This is a genomic window from Desulfoprunum sp., assembly GCF_053613775.1.
Genome location: NZ_JBSHXH010000008.1, coordinates 109437 through 127112 on the forward strand (window position 1 = coordinate 109437; position 17676 = coordinate 127112).

The window sequence follows — 17676 nt, forward strand, 5'->3', positions numbered from 1 at the left end:
AAAAGAATTTATAGGCAATGCTAATGAGCGGTACAGAAAAACACGAAGATTACGGTGCTGAACAGATCAAGGTTTTGGATGGATTGGAGGCCGTGCGCAAGCGACCTTCGATGTACATTGGAAATACAGGTGAAGAAGGTCTGCACCACCTCATATGGGAAGTGGTTGATAACAGCATTGATGAAGCCCTCGCCGGTTATTGTTCCCATATCAGGGTAACCATACATGCCGACAACTCTGTTTCAGTTGAAGACAACGGTCGTGGTATTCCTGTTGATATGCATCCCACGGAGAAAATTTCGGCCCTTGAACTTGTCATGACCACCCTCCATGCCGGAGGAAAGTTTGACCACGCTACGTACAAGGTCTCAGGAGGTCTCCACGGCGTGGGTGTTTCCGTCGTTAATGCGCTTTCGATCCACACTGTGGCGGAGATAAAGAGAAACGGCAAAATATACCGACAGACCTATCGATGTGGACAAAAGACAACCGAACTCGAAATTGTTGGCGAGAGTGAAAGAACGGGTTCGAAAATAACTTTTCAGGCTGATCCCGAAATATTTCAGGAAACGACTGTCTATATTTACGATACGGTAAAAAACCGACTCAGGGAACTGGCCTTTCTCAATAAGGATGTGCACATCTATCTCAAGGATGAGCGAAGCGGCGCAGAGGATAAATTTCATGCCCCGGGAGGAATACACTCCTATGTCGAATATCTCAACAGGAACAGAACACCCCTGTTTCCTGAACCGATTGTGATCGCCGCGGAAAGGGACCAGGTCAAGGTAGAGATAGGAATACAGTATTTTGATGGATATTCTGAACGGCTTTTTTCTTTTGTCAACAATATCAGCACAAGAGAGGGTGGAACGCATGTAGCCGGGTTCAGGGCGGCTCTGACCAAGTGCATCAACCGATACGCCAGTGACGATATCATCCCCAAGAATCTGCGGGAAAAAATGGGAGGGGATGATGTGCGTGAAGGACTGACGTGCGTCATCTCCGTGCAGGTCCCCAATCCGCAGTTTGAAGGGCAGACCAAGACCAAGCTGGGAAATTCCGAAGTCAAATCAATCGTCGAATCCGTCTGCAATGAAAAGCTGACCATATTTTTTGAACAGAACCCCGTTATCGCCAAGAAAATTCTCTTCAAGGTGGTTGAAGCGGCCCGTGCCCGTGAGGCAGCCAAACGGGCACGGGAACTGTCGCGGAAAAAAGGCTCAACCAGTCTGCTGATGGCTGGAAAGTTGGCTGAATGTCAGGAAAAAGACCCGGTAAAACGGGAAATATTCATCGTCGAGGGTGATTCCGCCGGCGGCTCGGCCAAACAGGGCAGAGACCGATCTATCCAAGCTATCCTGCCCCTGCGCGGCAAGATTCTGAATGTTGAAAAGGCTCGTTTTGATCGAGTGCTTGAAAGTGAGGAGATAAAGCAACTCATCAGCGCCTTGGGATGCGGCATCGGCAAGGATGAATTTGATCTCGAACGCCTGCGTTATCATAAAGTCATCATCATGACCGACGCCGACGTCGACGGCGCCCATATTCGAACATTATTGCTGACCTTTTTTTATCGACAGATGCTGCCGCTCGTTCAGGGGGGCTATGTCTATATTGGCCAACCGCCGCTGTTCAGGCTGGGAAAAGGGAAAAAGGAACAATATTTCCTCGAGGAATCTGAATTGAACAGTTTTCTTTTCAGTCAGGCCAGCGACAGGATCAAAATGAAATTTGAAAATGGAGAATCGTTCATCGATGGGAACGACTTTGTCTCCATACTCGAAAAGCTCTCGGTGTATCAGAAAATAGTTTCATACATGCAGCGGATGAACATAACTGAGGATTTGCTTTATCTGTTGCTTGAGAACGGGCTCCAGTCGGCAGATCAATTCACCGATGAATCGTTTGTCAGAGACCTGATTGGAAAGATTCCGGAAAAGAAATACATCATAGGAACGATCCGATCCTGCCGTTGGCGACCCACCTGTTATGAGTTCGATATTGCCCTGAAAGGCCAGGTTCAGGCCAGGACGACACTGGGGCCGCAGATACCCTTGATCAACGAATACCGCACAGCCATCAATCTTTTTCAGCAGATCAAACCGGTTCTGACCGAGGGATTCATTCTCAGCATACAGACAGGCAGCGGTCAGGAAACGACACTGAATGTACCGGACTGGAAAGTTTTGCTCCAGACCGTACGCGATGAATCCTTCAAGGGAAGTCACCTGCAGAGGTATAAAGGTCTGGGTGAAATGAATCCGGAGCAGCTTTGGGATACCACAATGAACCCCGAAAAGCGACGGTTGGTCAAAGTGATGATCAATGATGCCGAACAGGCGGATGATATTTTTACAACCCTCATGGGCGACAAGGTGGAACCAAGACGGGAATTCATCCAGAACCACGCCTTGGAAGTTGTCGATCTTGATATCTGATATTCCTGCATTACCTCAAGAGATTTTCAGTAATAACCGGACAGTGAAAAAATATGATCAGTAACATAGCAATAGAGAATGAATTAAAGAAATCATACCTTGATTATGCGATGAGTGTCATCATCGGCAGGGCCTTGCCGGATGTCAGGGATGGACTGAAGCCTGTTCACAGGCGATCCCTGTATGCGATGCGCGAACTCGGTGTGTTCTATAACCGGGCATATGTCAAATCAGCCAGAATTGTCGGCGACATTATCGGTAAGTTTCATCCTCATGGGGATACGGCAGCCTACGATACAATAGTCCGCATGGCGCAGGATTTTTCGATGCGTTATCCTCTGGTTGATGGCCAGGGCAACTTCGGGTCCCTGGATGGAGATTCCGCTGCCGCCATGCGATATACCGAGGCGCGGATGACCAGGATCGATCGGGAGGTGGTAGGTGATCTGGATAAGAACACCGTTGATTTCGTACCAAACTACGATAATTCTCTCACCGAGCCTTCGGTCATGCCATGCAAGATTCCAAATCTGCTTATCAATGGCAGTTCCGGAATTGCCGTTGGCATGGCGACGAATATACCTCCCCACAACATAACGGAAGTCATAAATGGCCTCATTGCCCTGATAGAAGATCCCAATATCACCATCAGTGAACTGATGAAGATCATCACCGGCCCCGATTTTCCAACCGGTGGGTTGATCTGCGGCCGGGCCGGGATCCGTGAGGCGTATGAAACCGGGAAAGGAATTATAGTCACTCGCGCCTTGACTCATATCGAGAGATCGAAAGATTCCAAGAAGGAATCGATCATAGTGACCGAAATCCCTTTTCAGCAGAATAAGGCTGTTCTGGTTGAGAAAATCGCACAACTTGTCAAAGACAAAAAAATAAATTCAATTTCTGAGGTAAGGGATGAATCGGACAGGCACGGATTACGAATTGTCCTGGAACTCAAAAAGGACGAGATAGCCGATATCGTCATCAATCAGTTGTACAAGATGACGCCGATGCAAAAATCATTTGGCATCATCTTCCTCGCTATCGTCAACAACAAACCCGAGATACTCAACCTCAAGGAAATCCTCGAGCATTTCATTATTCATCGCAAGAGTGTCGTTTACCGTCGGACCGCATTCGAATTGAACAAGGCGGAAGAAAAGGCCCATATCCTGGCCGGACTGAATATCGCGATCAGCAACCTGGATGAAGTTGTCGAGATGATCAAGGCGGCGAAAAACCCGCAGGAGGCCAAGGAGCAATTGATCAGCCGGTTCAGCCTCTCGGAGATTCAGGCGCAGACTATTCTCGATATGCGGCTGCAGCGCCTGACCGGCCTTGAGAGAGAAAAGATCGTCTCGGAATATAATGAAATATTAATAGAAATCGAGAAACTCAAAAAAATTCTTGGTGACGAAATCCTTGTCATGGAGATAATCAAAGAGGAGTTCTTCGAAATCAGAGACACATATGGTGACGATCGCCGAACGGAAATAGTCGATGCCACAGATGAAATCCTGCCTGAGGATCTGATCGCCCCGGAGGACATGGTCATCACCGTCACCCACTCGGGATATATCAAGAGAAACCCGGTAAGTCTCTACAGATCACAGAACCGAGGCGGCAAGGGCGTTACCGGGGTCAAGAATATCGAGGAGGATTTTGTCTCCAATCTCTATGTCGCGTCGACTCTCGATACCTTCCTGTTTTTCACCAACCATGGCAAGGTCTTCTGGCGAAAAGTCTATCAGATACCCTTGGCCGGAAGAATCGCGCGGGGCAAGGCGATTGTCAACCTCCTGAACCTGGCGGATGGCGAAAGGGTGGCTGCCATACTGCCGGTTTCCTATCTGGATGTGGAAAACAGCGATAAAACCATCATGATGGTAACGAGTTCCGGACGTATCAAAAAAACCGATATGCAGGAGTTCAGCCGCCCACTGCGACGTGGAAAAAAAGCCCTTACCATTAACGAGGGCGATGAGATCATCGCCGCTCATATACTGAATGGAAGCAGCAGTATTCTGCTTTATACCCAAAAAGGAATGTGCATTCACTTTCATGAAGATGATATTCGCAGTATGGGACGGGCCGCGGCCGGAGTGAGGGCCATCCGACTTGTGGGCAACGACAAGGTCGTCAGTGCGATCGTCGTCTCTTCCGATCATTCCATCCTTACCGTTACCGAAAACGGATATGGCAAGCGCAGTGCGATCGACGAGTTCCGGATCCAAAAACGGGGCGGCAAGGGTGTTTTTGGAATCAAGGCCAGCGAAAGGAATGGTAATGTGATCGACGCAAAACAGGTTAAGGATGACGATGAAATCATCGTCATCGCCGATTCGGGGAAGATGATTCGGATGGATCTATCGTCGATTCGAATCATCGGCAGAAGCACTCAGGGGGTCAAAATGATAAACCTGGAAGAGGGGGAAAAGGTCGTCGGCATGGATTCAGTCGCCAAAGATGCTTCAGAAAACACAGAAGATGACAATGAAGAATAAAATCGAGAGGGTCGCCGTTATCGGGGCCGGCTCGTGGGGTACTGCTCTGTCGACAGTCCTCTCCCGAAAAGCAAAAACTGTGATGCTGTGGGGACACCGGGAGGAACATGTGCAGCAACTTATTGCTCACCGGGAAAATCGAAGGCATCTGCCCGGAATTGTCCTCGCTGACAACATTATTTCCACCAGTGATTTAAAGTCTGCGATCCAGAACACCGAAATTATCTGTGCAGTTGTCCCATCCCATTGTTTTCGTGCTGTTTTCGAAATCATGACACCGTTGCTGGAGGATTGTGCCATTGTTGTTTCGGCTATCAAGGGTGTTGAGAACAGCACCCTGATGACCATGACGCAGGTCATGGATCAGATCCTTGGGCGGGAACAAAGACAAAACACTATTCAAACTGCTGTACTGTCGGGACCTTCGTTTGCCAAGGAGGTAGCGCAGGGAATTCCTACTGCGGTAACAATAGGTTGTAAGGATATAAGCACTGCTCAATATCTGCAGAATATCTTTGTCACCGAGACATTCAGGGTATACGCAAGTACCGATGTCATAGGGCTCGAGATCAGCGCCGCACTCAAAAACATCATCGCCATTGCCGCTGGAATATGCGATGGCCTGGGGTATGGAATGAATACCAGAGCGGCCCTTATCACCAGAGGTCTGGCTGAGATTACCAGGCTCGGGGTCCGTCTCGGTGCTGAAAAAGAAACCTTCTTTGGTCTCAGCGGCCTGGGAGATCTGGTGCTCACCTGTACTGGAGATCTCAGCCGAAACAGATCCGTGGGAATGGAACTCGGCCGAGGGCGGAAACTTGGTGATATTCTCGCCGAAATGAAGATGGTGGCGGAAGGGGTGAAGACCACAAAATCAATTTACGATCTTACCCGACCACTCGAGATCGAGATGCCGATCCTGGAGCAGGTATATGCTATTCTCTATGAGGAGAAAGAATGTTCCCTTGCCGTGAAGGACCTTCTGGCAAGGGAACTGAAGGTGGAATAAGAAAAATCGCCATCCTCAGATGGACCAATCGTTGTCTTCAAATTGGCTGTGATCGGGTTTTGGAGGTTTTTCCTCAGCAAGTCGCCGATCGATCCAGATGCTGACCTTGGGAAATTCGGCAGCGAATTCCGCAAGGGCCTTGCCGCGATGGCTGATATTGTTTTTTTCCTTGGCTGTCATTTCCGCAAAGGTTTTGCCAAGTTCCGGATAAAAGAAGAGCGGATCATAGCCGAACCCCCCACTTCCCTGCATTGTTTCGGTTATGATCCCTTGACAGCTCCCCTCATATGTGAGGGCGGGACCAGAGGGTACAGCGATGGAAAGAACACATTGAAAAGCAGCCTTCCTATTCGTAATACCTTCCATTTTTGTTAGTAGTTTCAGACAATTTTCTTCATCGGTCGCTTTTTCTCCAGCATACCTGGCTGAATAGACGCCAGGTTCCCCGTTGAGTGCCTCGACGACCAGTCCGGAGTCATCGGCTATCGCCGGAAGTCCAAGGACTTTCGCATAGTGAAGAGCTTTCTTGTAAGCGTTTTCGTCAAAGGTGTCGCCATCCTCAACCGGTTCAGGCAAACAGCCGAAATCGGAAACGCATTTCAATTCAATGTTATAGCCTTTGAGTATATTTTGAAATTCCTCGACTTTTTTCTTATTGTTGGTAGCCAGAACGATCATCTTTACCATTGTCTTTTCCTTTTTTTCTCAAACATTTGTCGTACCGCTCCTGTTCGCTGTAAATACAGCCGCAATAGGATTGTCTGTATAACCCTTGAGCGATGGAAGATTCGATACCTCTCTTCCATCCTTGACGAAAATCATGATAAACAAACTGGATTCCCAAAGATTTAGAGATATCCATACACTGTTGTCGAATCTCCTCATGATTCTGGTATCTACTGTAAAGCAGACTTGTGGAAAAGGCATCAAAGCCGTTGTTCCTTGCGAATAATGCTGTTTCCTTGATACGGATCTGCTGGCATACAGAGCACCTCGATTTTTCTCTGAAGACTATAACTCTAATAAATTCAGTTAAACGATACTGGCCATCAATATGGACTGGTAAATTATGACTTTCCGCAAACATTTCGACAGATTCCTTTCTTTTCTGAAATTCGCGGAATGGATGGATATTAGGGTTGTAGAAGAACAGGGTTAAATCATAGTCACGAGTCAAGAGAAAGTCGGTTGGATACACAGCACAGGGAGCGCAGCATACATGAAGAAGGAGTTTTGTCATGTTCAAATTCTGTATTTTTTCGGGTCGATATTGTACTGATGAATCTTGTAGTTAATAATTCTCAGACTCGTGCTCAGATATTGTGCCGTTTTGGTCTGGTTGCCATTGTTTTTCTTTAATCCTTCGATGATGAGTTCCTTTTCAAAATTTTCAACAGCGGATGAAAGTGAAAGTGGACTTCCCTTACTTCGTGGATTAGCTATCTGGAGAGAGGGTGGGAGATGAATCGACTTTATAGTGTCTTCATCACAGATTAAGACGGCTCGTTCCATGCAATTTTGGAGTTCGCGCACATTACCAGGCCAGTGATATTGAACGAGCAGATCAATTGCCGAAGTTGAAATACGTTTGATGAGTTTGTTGTTTTCTTTTGAAAATTTTTCGAGAAAAAACTCGGCCAGGAGTAGAATATCTGTTCTCCTCTCACGGAGGGGTGGAAGGTAAACAGGGAAGACGTTCAGTCGGTAATATAGATCTTCACGGAACTTATTTTCTGAGACAGCCTTCTCAAGATCCCTGTTGGTTGCGGCGACAAGACGTACATCACAGTTGATAAGTTTAGTGGAACCCAGGCGCTGAAAGTTCCTTTCCTGAACAACGTGTAAAAGCTTGACCTGAACGGCGTTGCTGATTTCACCTATCTCATCAAGGAAGAGTGTTCCTCCCTCAGCCTGCTCGAACCGACCTATTTTACGTTCGGTTGCACCTGTAAACGCTCCTTTTTCGTGTCCGAATAATTCACTTTCAAGCAAGGTTTCCGGAAGCGCAGAACAGTTTACAACAACAAAGGGTTTATCTTTTCGTTTACCATTGTAATGGAGGGCTTTGGCTACAAGAGTCTTTCCTGTTCCGGATTCCCCACGCAAAAGTACCGTAGCATTGGAGTCTACTACACGGTGGATCATCTCGTAAACATCCTCCATTTTACTGGAATTGCCTACAATATCGTTTATACGGTTTTTTTCGGACAGTTCTCTCTTTAGTTTGAGATTCTCGGAATACAGAGTTTCCTTTTCCTGGTTGACTATCTGGATGCGGACAGCACTTTCAGCTATCAACCCACTGAGTACAGTAAGGAACTGAAGGTCCGTATTGGCTTGTTGGGTCAGTCCACCTTCATAAAAACGATCGATACTGAGGGCACCGATCACCTGTTCTCCGTGTTTTATTGGTACGCAGAGAAAAGAACGCTGTTGGTCGATAGCATCGGCTCTGGCTCCGGTTTTATTTAGAAAAAGTGGTTCCTTGGAAATCTGAGGAACGATAATCGGTTGCCCGGTAGCGACAACCCTGCCAGTTATACCCTCGCCAATGGTGTATTTGCCTCGTAACCTCTTCTCTTCCGACAACCCGTGCGCGACCTCAATTTCCAATTTTCCGGTTTTAGGGTTGATAATTGTTACTGTTCCATTCTCCATTGATTTCATGGAAGCCAAGATATGCATTATCTTCTGCAGACTATCGGACAGATCCTGTGAAGAGGCGAGCTCCTTCGTTATTTCATATAACGTAGTGAGATCTTTCAATTTTGAGGAGATTTCTGAATCGTCGTACATGGCAACATATCGAGTAAAATTTAATAAAATGGAAATTTTGTTAAAGTTACCAGAATGGCGAATATATTTCGACCGATTATTACAAAAACGTATGATACTCTGCTGCAGATTTCTATCTCATGGAGTTGACATGACGACATGAAGGTGGTAAAAAAGCATGTTCTGGGAGGGATGGCCGAGTGGTTTAAGGCGGCGGTCTTGAAAACCGTTGTACGAAAGTACCGTGGGTTCGAATCCTACTCCCTCCGCCATCCATTTATGGAGAGATGACCGAGCTGGCCGATGGTGCTCGCCTGCTAAGCGAGTGTGGAGGTAAAACTCCACCGAGGGTTCGAATCCCTCTCTCTCCGCCACGGAATTAAAAAAGCCAACTGTTTATAAGCAGTTGGCTTTTTTTTATCATTTATATTTCAAGTACCCCAGAGAAGGTCTTGTTGAATCCATCCAGAAAGACCGGATTGATGTCTTATTTTTCGCCAAGGGCCCTTTTTATCCAAAACCCTAAAGACCACCCCGTAATACGCCTGTCCAACAATGTTAAATTTGGTGCCGGGACCTGAGCGGACATTGATCCGCCTATTTTTACCTTGATTTACATCAACAATAGCATGAGGGGTGGTAACAAGTAATCCTCTTGATGCCCATCCAACCTCATTTTCAAAATCTGTGACCTGTACCCAATCTCCTTTTTTTTCAAGAACCTTGAGAGGGAAACCTTTACTGTAAACACATTTTACACTGTAATTTTCACCCGGCCCTGATCGAAGATTGAGTTTTTGGGATTTTACCGATAGTGTTTCAGCAATTAAATTGGTGGGATCAATTATTGAGAAAAACAAGAAAATATAAAATATAAGAAAATGCATTTTTACCTTACCTTTATCCTCGTGAACAAAACCAGTTATTCACTGATGATGAGGTTGACAAGACGTTCCAGGTCATCAAGTGAATAATACTCTATTTCAATTTTTCCACGGTTTCCATTTTGAACAATGGATGTTCGTGAGTGAAGTTTATTTGTCAGTTGATTGGTCAGTGTCGTACAGTATGTACCAGGAATTTCATTTTCCTTAAGGTTTTTCTGTTTGTTTTTTGATGCTGAGGATACCGATACATGGCGAACGAGTTGTTCCGTCTGCCTGACAGAAAGATTTTTGTTGATGATAATATCTCGGATTTCTCTGATCTTGAGGGGATCATCAACAAGTTTTAGCAACGCTCTTCCGTGTCCTTCGGAGAGAACTCCCTCAATAATATCTGATTTGACAAATTGAGGAAGATGTAATAACCTCAGCATGTTGGTGATGGTCGACCTGTTTTTTCCAACTCGTCGGGCTGTTTCTTCTTGGGTATAGCCAAATCTTTCTATAAGTTTGTTATAAGCTTCTGCTTCTTCAAGGGGGTTCAGGTCTGTTCGTTGAACATTTTCAATCAACGCCATCTCGAGAAGGGAGTGTTCATCCTGAACATCAAGAACAACGACGGGAACGGTTGAGAGCTTCGCCAGTTTGGAAGCTCTGAGGCGACGTTCTCCGGCGATAAGTTCAAAGAAACCAGGTTTGGTGGAGGAGTGAGTGACGATTAGGGGCTGGATCACCCCATTTTCCTTGATTGATTCTGAGAGCTCCTGCAACTCACGATCATTGAAGGCTGTCCGTGGTTGGTTTTTGTTGGGAACTATATTTTCAATATCGCATTGAAAATACTTCTCTTCCTGATCTTTGCCAAAGAGTAGACTAGCCCCTAATCCCAAACCGGTTTGTTTTGCCACTGTTTCAATTCCTTTGATGAGAAAGAAATTCTTTGGCGAGTGCGGTATAGTATTTTGCTCCAGTGGAAAGATTGTCATAAGCGAAAATTGTCTGCCCATGACTCGGAGCCTCACTTAACCGCACGTTCCTCGGGATAACCGTCTTGAACAACTGATGCGAAAAATGTTTCGAAATTTCGTCTGCTACCTGATGAGTCAGCTTGTTTCTTTTGTCGAACATGGTCAACAAAAGACCCTCAATATACAGATTAGGATTAAAGGACTTTTTGACGGATCTGATAGTTGACACCAACTGGGCCAGTCCTTCCATCGCAAAATATTCACATTGCATGGGAATGAGGACTGAATCCGCAGCTGTGAGGGCGTTGATTGTCAGAAGACCGAGAGATGGTGGACAATCGATAATGAGATAATCATAATTATCACAATTATGATCGGATAAGACACCAGCCAGTTGTTGTTCACGGTTTTCTATTGAAACGAGTTCGATTTCCGCTGCAACCAGATCTATATTGGTGGGGATAAGATCAAGGTTTTTAAAGGGAGTTTGCTGAATGATTGTTTCAGTGTTTGCCCCAGCTGTTAGTGCATGGTACAGGTGTTGTTTGTTTTTGGGAACGGCAACCCCTAATCCGCTTGATGCATTTCCCTGTGGATCTGAATCTATCAGGAGGACCTTCTTCTTCTTTAATGCCAATCCCGCAGCAAGATTTATTGCGGTGGTGGTCTTGCCAACTCCACCTTTTTGATTGGCAATTGCGATGGTTTTCCGTTTTTCATTCATACAGTGTCCCCTAAATAACAATCGATTGCACCCTTGAGGCTACTATTAATCCATCTTGAGAACTCAAACAACAGATAATTTAAACGCATTGAGTGCAATTGATGAGATTTATGAGATTTTGGTGGGTAATTATGCCACTTGTTTTTAAAAGGCTCTCAAGAAGATATAAAAAACGGTCATTCGCTTGTGTGTTTCACGTGAAACATTCAACTACGGTGAGGTTATGGAGTGTGACTTTTTGATTATTGGAAGTGGAATTGCGGGACTTTCTTTTGCTTTGCGCGCCTCGGCATTGGGTAGTGTGGTGGTTGTAACCAAAAAAGAAGGTAATGACACGGCAACGAATCTCGCCCAGGGAGGTATAGCCGCGGTCATATCTACCCTGGATTCGTTTGATCTTCATGTCCAGGATACATTGGAATCTGGAGCCGGCATATGTGATGAACGGATAGTCAGGTTGGTTGTCGGCGATGGTCCCGAACAGGTCCGAAATCTCATTGAGGTTGGTGTTGATTTTGTCAGGGAGGGACAAGAAAAAGACTCGCCTTTAAGTCTTGGGAGGGAGGGTGGGCACTCGAGGCGGAGGGTGGTGCACGCCCATGACCTCACCGGCAGAGAGATAGAGAGAGCTCTGTTGAAAAAGGCAAAAGAAAATCCAAACATTCAACTTATTGAGAATTCAATCTGTGTCGATCTGCTCATTGTACCGAAATCGAAGACAGGGAAGGTGAAGACCTGTGTTGGTGCATATGTTCTGCAGCATGACAGCAGTGATATTGTACCATTTCAGGCTAAAAGAACGATACTGTGCACCGGTGGTGCTGGAAAAGTGTATCTCTATACCAGCAATCCGGATATATCGACTGGTGATGGTATCGCCATGGCTTTCAGGGCTGGTGCTGAAGTTGCGAATATGGAGTTTGTGCAGTTTCATCCAACCTGCCTTTATCATCGGGATGCGAAGAATTTTCTTATTTCTGAGGCAGTTCGTGGAGAGGGAGCGATACTGGTTGATGAATCGGGCAATCGGTTCATGCATAAATATGATCCGGAACGGATGGAACTCGCTACCAGGGATACTGTAGCAAGGGCGATAGATGAAGAGATGAAGAAAACAGGAAAGGACTGTGTCTTCCTCGATATAACCCACAAGGACGCTGGTTTTCTTCGAAAGAGATTTCCGGGGATTTATGCCAAATGTAAAGAATATGGAATAGATATTACCAGAGATCGCATACCCGTTGTGCCGGCGGCCCATTATCAGTGTGGTGGTGTAGTTACCGACGAGTGGGGCAATACAACGATTGAAGGATTGATGGCCTTAGGCGAAACTGCCTGTACAGGCTTGCATGGGGCAAACCGGCTAGCGAGCAATTCATTGCTCGAGGCAGTCGTTTATGCCAATAAGGCCTTCCTCTTTTGTGAAAAAGAACTCTCGACGATTAAAGTGAACAAAAAAACGGATATCGATCTATGGAGATCTGGTAATGCTACCAGTCTGGACGAAGAAATACTAATCAACCATAACTGGGATATAATCAGAAGAACCATGTGGAACTATGTGGGAATCGTGAGAAGGGAAAAACGGTTGCTGCTGGCGCAGAAACGTATTGCTGAAATACAGCAGGAGATTGAGCAACATTATCAGGATTATCGGGTGACACCGAATATGATCGAGCTGAGAAATATCGCCCTTGTCGCCTCGCTTATCATCATGGCTTCTTTGAAGAGAAAAGAATCGAGAGGTCTCCATTATATTATCGATTATCCGGAAAAAAGAGAGAGCTGCAGAAAGTGGAATATTTTTAAAAAGGTGGTGGATGCGGACGGGCAGGAGGAGATCAAGGTGCGAAGCAAAAAAATATCGTCTTGACAGTTGTTTCAGAGAGTACAAAAGTATATGGGTGCAGTGATCAGACGTCAGGTCTAAGTTAGCTATCCGCGTTGATTCCACGGATAAAATACGAAAAACAAGGAGGCGTAATATGAAACAAATGGCTGTTGTCCTGTTCCTTTCGATTCTTGCTCTATCATCCTGTGGTGGGCAACTTACCAAGGGTCAGGCTGGTGCGGGCATCGGTGCGGCAGGTGGGGCAGTTGTGGGTCAAGCGATTGGGAAGAGTACTGAGGCGACATTGATCGGTATGGCCGTTGGAACGATGCTTGGCTACATTGTTGGCAATGAAATGGACAAATATGATCGTCAGCAACTCAACAACGTCTATGAGACTGGTGTATCCGGCCGGTCGAGTTCCTGGCACAATCCGGATACCGGCAATCGGTACACTGTTACGCCACAACCGGCGGTCCAGGGCCCTAGCGGTACCTGCAGAAGAGCGGAGATCCAGGCAGTCATCGACGGACGGCAGGAGACAACGTATTCCACGGCGTGTCGCGATGATTATGGCCATTGGGTATTACAGTAAGCCTGTGCCGATCCTATTCAAGCACCGTAGGATCAGCTATTGCTGATAAGTTCGGAGAAACAGAAAAGGCCCGTTGATTCATTGAATCAACGGGCCTTTATATTGGCGTCCCCAACCGGATTTGAACCGGTGTTGCCGGCGTGAAAGGCCGGTGTCCTGGACCTGACTAGACGATGGGGACTCGTCATTAATGGTGGGTCGTGCGCGACTTGAACGCGCGACTCTCTGCTTAAAAGGCAGATACTCTACCGACTGAGTTAACGACCCTGCAAAGTGCAATCTTATACAAAGCCATTAATCACATGTCAACAAAAAAACTATGATTGGGTTGTTTCTATCATTAGCGATCGATTTAGTCAAGTTGGATTCTTTCAGGCGTATTGGATGATTGGCATCGTCGTGGTTGAGCCCTCTCTGTTACTGTCTTTCCTGAACTAATACGTTGTCGCCTCAACAACGGTGTTATATGATGCATGTCAGCAATCGAGCGTGTCACTGGTGCATCGATTCACTTTCAATCAGAATAATTTCAGCAGAAATAGAGGATAGACTGGTAGCTCATGGGCTTTTTAAAAGGAACAGCAAGTTTTGTCCGCTTTCGAGTTGAAGGCGAATTACCCCCCTCCTTGGATTTCGTCGCTGAAAGGGTTTCCTCTTTCTCCTTTCGCGATATTGATGACAGCTATGATGAATATTCCATTGGCTGGGTGTCGGTGGCGAATATGTTTGATTCGGCATTCAACTATTCATCGCATCTTTGTGGAGACTACGTTGTCCTTTCTCTTCGGATCGACGAGCGAAAAGTCTCGTCGGCCATACTCAAGAAACTCACCCAAAAAGAGGAGGAGCGGGTAAAAAGAGAAAAGCAGATTCCGAAGATCGGCCGCTCAATGAAGGTGGAGATCCGCGAACGCATCAGGACCGAGCAGATGCGCAAGGCAATTCCGCTCCCTTCGGTGTATGACGTCTGCTGGAATCTTGCGGATTCGACGCTCTTCTTTTTTTCGACCAATAAAAAGGCACAAACGGTGCTCGAAGATTTTTTCAAGGAGAGTTTCGGTCTTCTCCTGCGCCAACAAACACCGTACACAATCGCGGAGCAGCTTCTCACCGGTCGATTGTCAGAGAAACTTCCATCTCTTTCACCAGCAATATTTTTATAGCCACCTGATGGTTGAATATTAGTCACAAGCGGGGTGTATTTTGGATTTAGTCGATCTTGTCGAAGAGAAACGTTTTATAGGCCAGGAATTTCTCACCTGGCTGTGGTGGAGAAGTGAGGAACGAGGCGGTAGTGTCGAGATCCCGGAGTATGGGGACATCATTGTGGCCTTTGAAAAACATATGCTCCTTGAATACGGCGAAGGTGAATCGGCCGAAAAATTGATCTGCAGTGGGTTGAAGGCTGAACTGCAGGAGGCGCGAACTGGATTGCAGGTAGGGAAAAAGCTGGAACAGGCGAGAATCAGGATCGTCAAGAACGATCATGAATACAATTTCACCCTGGCAGCCGGCCTCATGGAGTTTCGAAATGTCAGATTACCTAAAACCGCAGGGACGGAATCTGAAGAAAGCGGCAACCGTGAAGAAGTCGAAGGTATGATCCTGGAGAGACTATTTCTTTACGAAGATCTGGTGCAGACGGTCAATGCTTTGTTCCGTCAGTTTCTTGAGAGGCGGACCAGCGATGAATGGAGCAGTGAACTGGACAAAGTTCGTACCTGGGTTGTCGATAATCGACACATTGTTTCATAACACGCAACGGATAAACATGGAGTTTGAAACTGTCATAGGGCTTGAAATACATGCCCAGTTGAAAACGGCGTCGAAGATCTTCTGTGGGTGCTCCACCGAGTTCGGGGCACCTCCGAACACCCAAACCTGTCCCGTATGCCAGGGAATGCCGGGGGTCTTGCCGGTTCTCAATAGAAAAGTGGTGGAATTCGCCATCCGGATGGGTCTGGCGACCGAGTCGAAGATCAACCGATCGAATCAGTTTGCTCGCAAGAATTATTTCTACCCGGACCTTCCCAAGGGATATCAGACCTCGCAATACGACAAACCGATTATCGAGCACGGTCAGGTGGAAATTGAGGTCAATGGCGAGACCAAGGTAATTGGGATTACCCGGATGCATATGGAAGAGGATGCAGGCAAACTCGTCCATGATGAGCGCGAACCGGTGTCCTATGTCGATCTGAACCGCACCGGGACTCCGCTTCTCGAAATTGTGTCGGAACCGGATATGCGATCGCCGCAGGAAGCCACGGCCTATCTGAAAAAAATTCATGCCATCCTGCGTTATCTCGATATCTGCGATGGCAACATGCAGGAAGGAAGTTTCCGCTGTGATGCCAATATTTCACTGCGACCGGTTGGGCAAAAGGAATATGGAACGCGGACCGAATTAAAGAATATGAACTCGTTCCGTAATGTCCAGGCGGCGCTGGAATATGAAATCCGGCGACAGCGGGATCTACTGCTCGACGGCGGCAAGGTGGTACAGCAGACACTGCTGTGGGATCCCGATACTGGAAGAACCGAGTCGATGCGGGGCAAGGAGGATGCGCATGATTACCGTTATTTCCCCTGCCCCGACCTTGTGCCTGTCGAGATCGACGAACAGTGGATTGAGGAGATCCGCACAACCTTGCCGGAACTGCCCGATGCCAGAAAAAAAAGGTTCATCGCCGAGTACGGTCTGCCACCTTATGATGCGGGTATTCTGACCGGCGAGCGTGAACTGGCTGATTATTTCGAGCTGGCTGTCAAGTCCGAGGCGGATCCGAAAAAGATCTCAAACTGGATCATGACCGAACTGATGCGTGAGTTAAAGGGGGAAGGCATTGGAACGTGCAGGATCAGCGCCCAACAACTGGCACAACTCCTGCTGCTGATCGAGAGGGGAACGATCAGCGGCAAAATTGCCAAGGGTGTGTTTCAGATCATGTTCGAGACCGGCAAGGACCCTGAAGTTATTGTGCGGGAAAAAAACCTGGTGCAGGTTACCGACGAGGGAGAAATCATGACGGTCGTGCGACAGATTGTCGAGCAGCATCCTGATCAGGCCAGGGATTTGCGTGAGGGCAAGGAAAAGTTGATTGGATTTTTTGTCGGACAGTTGATGAAACAGATGAAGGGAAAAGCCAATCCGGCAATGGCCAATGAATTGTTTCGAAAGGCGATTTTTGGTGACGAGCAACAGTAATGGAAAAGGAGTGTTGGCAGCAGAAGGGTGGAGGTCATCGGGGAAGGCTGCGGGACCGGTTCCTGGAGAAAGGGCTGGATGGCTTTACCGATGCCGAGGTTCTCGAACTTCTGTTGACCTTCGGCACGCCCCGTTCCGATTGCAAAGAACAGGCCCGGGCGCTGCTTGCATTCTTCGGCAGCCTGGCAGCGGTGCTGGAAGCCCCGGTATCGCAATTGCAGAAGGTCAAGGGCGTCGGTCCGAAGAACAGCATTGCCCTGCACTTCGTCCACGCGGTGGCCCGGCGCTATCTCCGTGAACGGCTGCGGGGCAAACGCTATCTGCACTCGTCACGTGAAGTTACCGACTATCTCCAGCATGCCCTGCGAGGCCTTAAAAAAGAGGTCTTCATGGCCATATTCCTCGATTCGTCGCACGCCATCATCGAAACGGAGGTGATCGCGGAAGGGACCATCAATGTCAACACGGTCTACCCCCGTGAGCTGATCGCGAGAGCGATGGCATTGCACGCAGCCGCCCTGATCATCGCTCACAACCACCCTTCCGGCGCACTTAAGCCCTCTCCCCAGGACCTCCATCTTACCCGAACGCTGTTTATCATCTGCTCATGGCTCCAGATTCAGTTGCTGGATCATTTGATCATCGGCGACGGCTATTTCAGTTTTGCCGATAATGGGCTGATGTCTAACATCAAGGACGAGAGCGCCATTCTCCTCACGTCGATCGCATAACGAGTC

Annotated in this window: 15 protein-coding genes and 4 tRNA genes; 11 read left to right on the forward strand and 8 right to left on the reverse strand. The window is 47.3% G+C overall.

Features of this window, described 5'->3' with window-relative positions; genetic code table 11:
• Positions 1-23: 23 nt before the first annotated feature.
• Genes gyrB through ACWGKN_RS15310 form a run of 3 tightly spaced genes read left to right on the forward strand, consistent with a single transcriptional unit; the run spans position 24 to position 5954 of the window.
• Complete coding sequence (gyrB, locus tag ACWGKN_RS15300) at positions 24-2441, forward strand: DNA topoisomerase (ATP-hydrolyzing) subunit B (RefSeq protein WP_452095566.1); 2418 nt, start codon at positions 24-26, stop codon at positions 2439-2441.
• 53 nt (positions 2442-2494) lie between these two features.
• Positions 2495-4945 carry a DNA gyrase subunit A gene (gene gyrA, locus ACWGKN_RS15305; RefSeq protein ID WP_452095567.1) on the forward strand — a complete coding sequence of 817 codons (2451 nt, stop codon included), beginning with the start codon at positions 2495-2497 and terminating at the stop codon, positions 4943-4945.
• Complete coding sequence (locus ACWGKN_RS15310; RefSeq protein ID WP_452095568.1) at positions 4935-5954, forward strand: NAD(P)H-dependent glycerol-3-phosphate dehydrogenase; 1020 nt, start codon at positions 4935-4937, stop codon at positions 5952-5954. Before gyrA ends, ACWGKN_RS15310 begins: the two co-directional genes overlap by 11 nt.
• Positions 5955-5969: 15 nt before the next feature.
• Here ACWGKN_RS15310 and ACWGKN_RS15315 read toward each other — a convergent pair whose 3' ends face one another.
• The 3 genes from ACWGKN_RS15315 to ACWGKN_RS15325 are packed head-to-tail and all read right to left on the reverse strand — an operon-like array spanning position 5970 to position 8750.
• The gene (locus ACWGKN_RS15315) at positions 5970-6641 is read right to left on the reverse strand and encodes an XTP/dITP diphosphatase (RefSeq protein WP_452095569.1); all 672 of its coding nucleotides are present in this window, start codon (positions 6639-6641) and stop codon (positions 5970-5972) included.
• A complete protein-coding gene (locus ACWGKN_RS15320) occupies positions 6607-7194 on the reverse strand; it encodes an epoxyqueuosine reductase QueH (protein ID WP_452095570.1) in 588 nt (195 codons plus the stop codon). Before ACWGKN_RS15320 ends, ACWGKN_RS15315 begins: the two co-directional genes overlap by 35 nt.
• A gap of 2 nt (positions 7195-7196) precedes the next feature.
• Positions 7197-8750, reverse strand: coding sequence for a sigma-54 interaction domain-containing protein (locus ACWGKN_RS15325; RefSeq protein ID WP_452095571.1), 1554 nt, complete (start codon positions 8748-8750; stop codon positions 7197-7199).
• A 165-nt stretch (positions 8751-8915) separates the two neighbouring features.
• Here ACWGKN_RS15325 and ACWGKN_RS15330 point away from each other — a divergent pair.
• Both ACWGKN_RS15330 and ACWGKN_RS15335 read left to right on the forward strand, forming a co-directional pair.
• Positions 8916-9001 (forward strand) — tRNA-Ser (locus tag ACWGKN_RS15330).
• A 9-nt stretch (positions 9002-9010) separates the two neighbouring features.
• Positions 9011-9103 (forward strand) — tRNA-Ser (locus tag ACWGKN_RS15335).
• Positions 9104-9160: 57 nt separating this feature from the next.
• Here ACWGKN_RS15335 and ACWGKN_RS15340 read toward each other — a convergent pair.
• The 3 genes from ACWGKN_RS15340 to ACWGKN_RS15350 are packed head-to-tail and all read right to left on the reverse strand — an operon-like array spanning position 9161 to position 11305.
• Complete coding sequence (locus tag ACWGKN_RS15340) at positions 9161-9616, reverse strand: SH3 domain-containing protein (protein ID WP_452095572.1); 456 nt, start codon at positions 9614-9616, stop codon at positions 9161-9163.
• Positions 9617-9651: 35 nt separating this feature from the next.
• Positions 9652-10521, reverse strand: coding sequence for a ParB/RepB/Spo0J family partition protein (locus ACWGKN_RS15345; protein WP_452095573.1), 870 nt, complete (start codon positions 10519-10521; stop codon positions 9652-9654).
• Between the two features lie 4 nt (positions 10522-10525).
• A complete protein-coding gene (locus ACWGKN_RS15350; RefSeq protein ID WP_452095574.1) occupies positions 10526-11305 on the reverse strand; it encodes a ParA family protein in 780 nt (259 codons plus the stop codon).
• A gap of 223 nt (positions 11306-11528) precedes the next feature.
• Here ACWGKN_RS15350 and nadB point away from each other — a divergent pair, with 223 nt between their 5' ends.
• Both nadB and ACWGKN_RS15360 read left to right on the forward strand, forming a co-directional pair.
• Entirely contained in the window at positions 11529-13178 is a 1650-nt protein-coding gene (nadB, locus tag ACWGKN_RS15355; protein WP_452095575.1) for an L-aspartate oxidase, read from the forward strand.
• Between the two features lie 112 nt (positions 13179-13290).
• On the forward strand, positions 13291-13731 hold the full coding sequence (locus tag ACWGKN_RS15360; RefSeq protein ID WP_035226633.1) for a glycine zipper domain-containing protein: 441 nt from the start codon (positions 13291-13293) through the stop codon (positions 13729-13731).
• Between the two features lie 103 nt (positions 13732-13834).
• Here the strand turns inward: ACWGKN_RS15360 and ACWGKN_RS15365 are convergent.
• Both ACWGKN_RS15365 and ACWGKN_RS15370 read right to left on the reverse strand, forming a co-directional pair.
• Positions 13835-13912 (reverse strand) — tRNA-Glu (locus ACWGKN_RS15365).
• 10 nt (positions 13913-13922) lie between these two features.
• Positions 13923-13998, reverse strand: a tRNA-Lys gene (locus ACWGKN_RS15370).
• A 293-nt stretch (positions 13999-14291) separates the two neighbouring features.
• Here ACWGKN_RS15370 and rdgC point away from each other — a divergent pair.
• From rdgC to radC, 4 genes are read left to right on the forward strand one after another with little or no spacing between them, the layout of a single operon-like run.
• Positions 14292-14894, forward strand: a complete 603-nt coding sequence (gene rdgC, locus ACWGKN_RS15375; RefSeq protein ID WP_035226634.1) for a recombination-associated protein RdgC — start codon at positions 14292-14294, stop codon at positions 14892-14894.
• A 40-nt stretch (positions 14895-14934) separates the two neighbouring features.
• On the forward strand, positions 14935-15486 hold the full coding sequence (locus ACWGKN_RS15380) for a hypothetical protein (RefSeq protein WP_035226635.1): 552 nt from the start codon (positions 14935-14937) through the stop codon (positions 15484-15486).
• Positions 15487-15502: 16 nt separating this feature from the next.
• Entirely contained in the window at positions 15503-16939 is a 1437-nt protein-coding gene (gene gatB, locus ACWGKN_RS15385; protein WP_452095736.1) for an Asp-tRNA(Asn)/Glu-tRNA(Gln) amidotransferase subunit GatB, read from the forward strand.
• Positions 16939-17670: a RadC family protein gene (gene radC, locus ACWGKN_RS15390; protein WP_035226637.1), complete on the forward strand. Its 732-nt coding sequence runs from the start codon at positions 16939-16941 to the stop codon at positions 17668-17670. The genes gatB and radC overlap by 1 nt, the downstream gene beginning before the upstream one ends.
• Positions 17671-17676 lie beyond the last annotated feature (6 nt).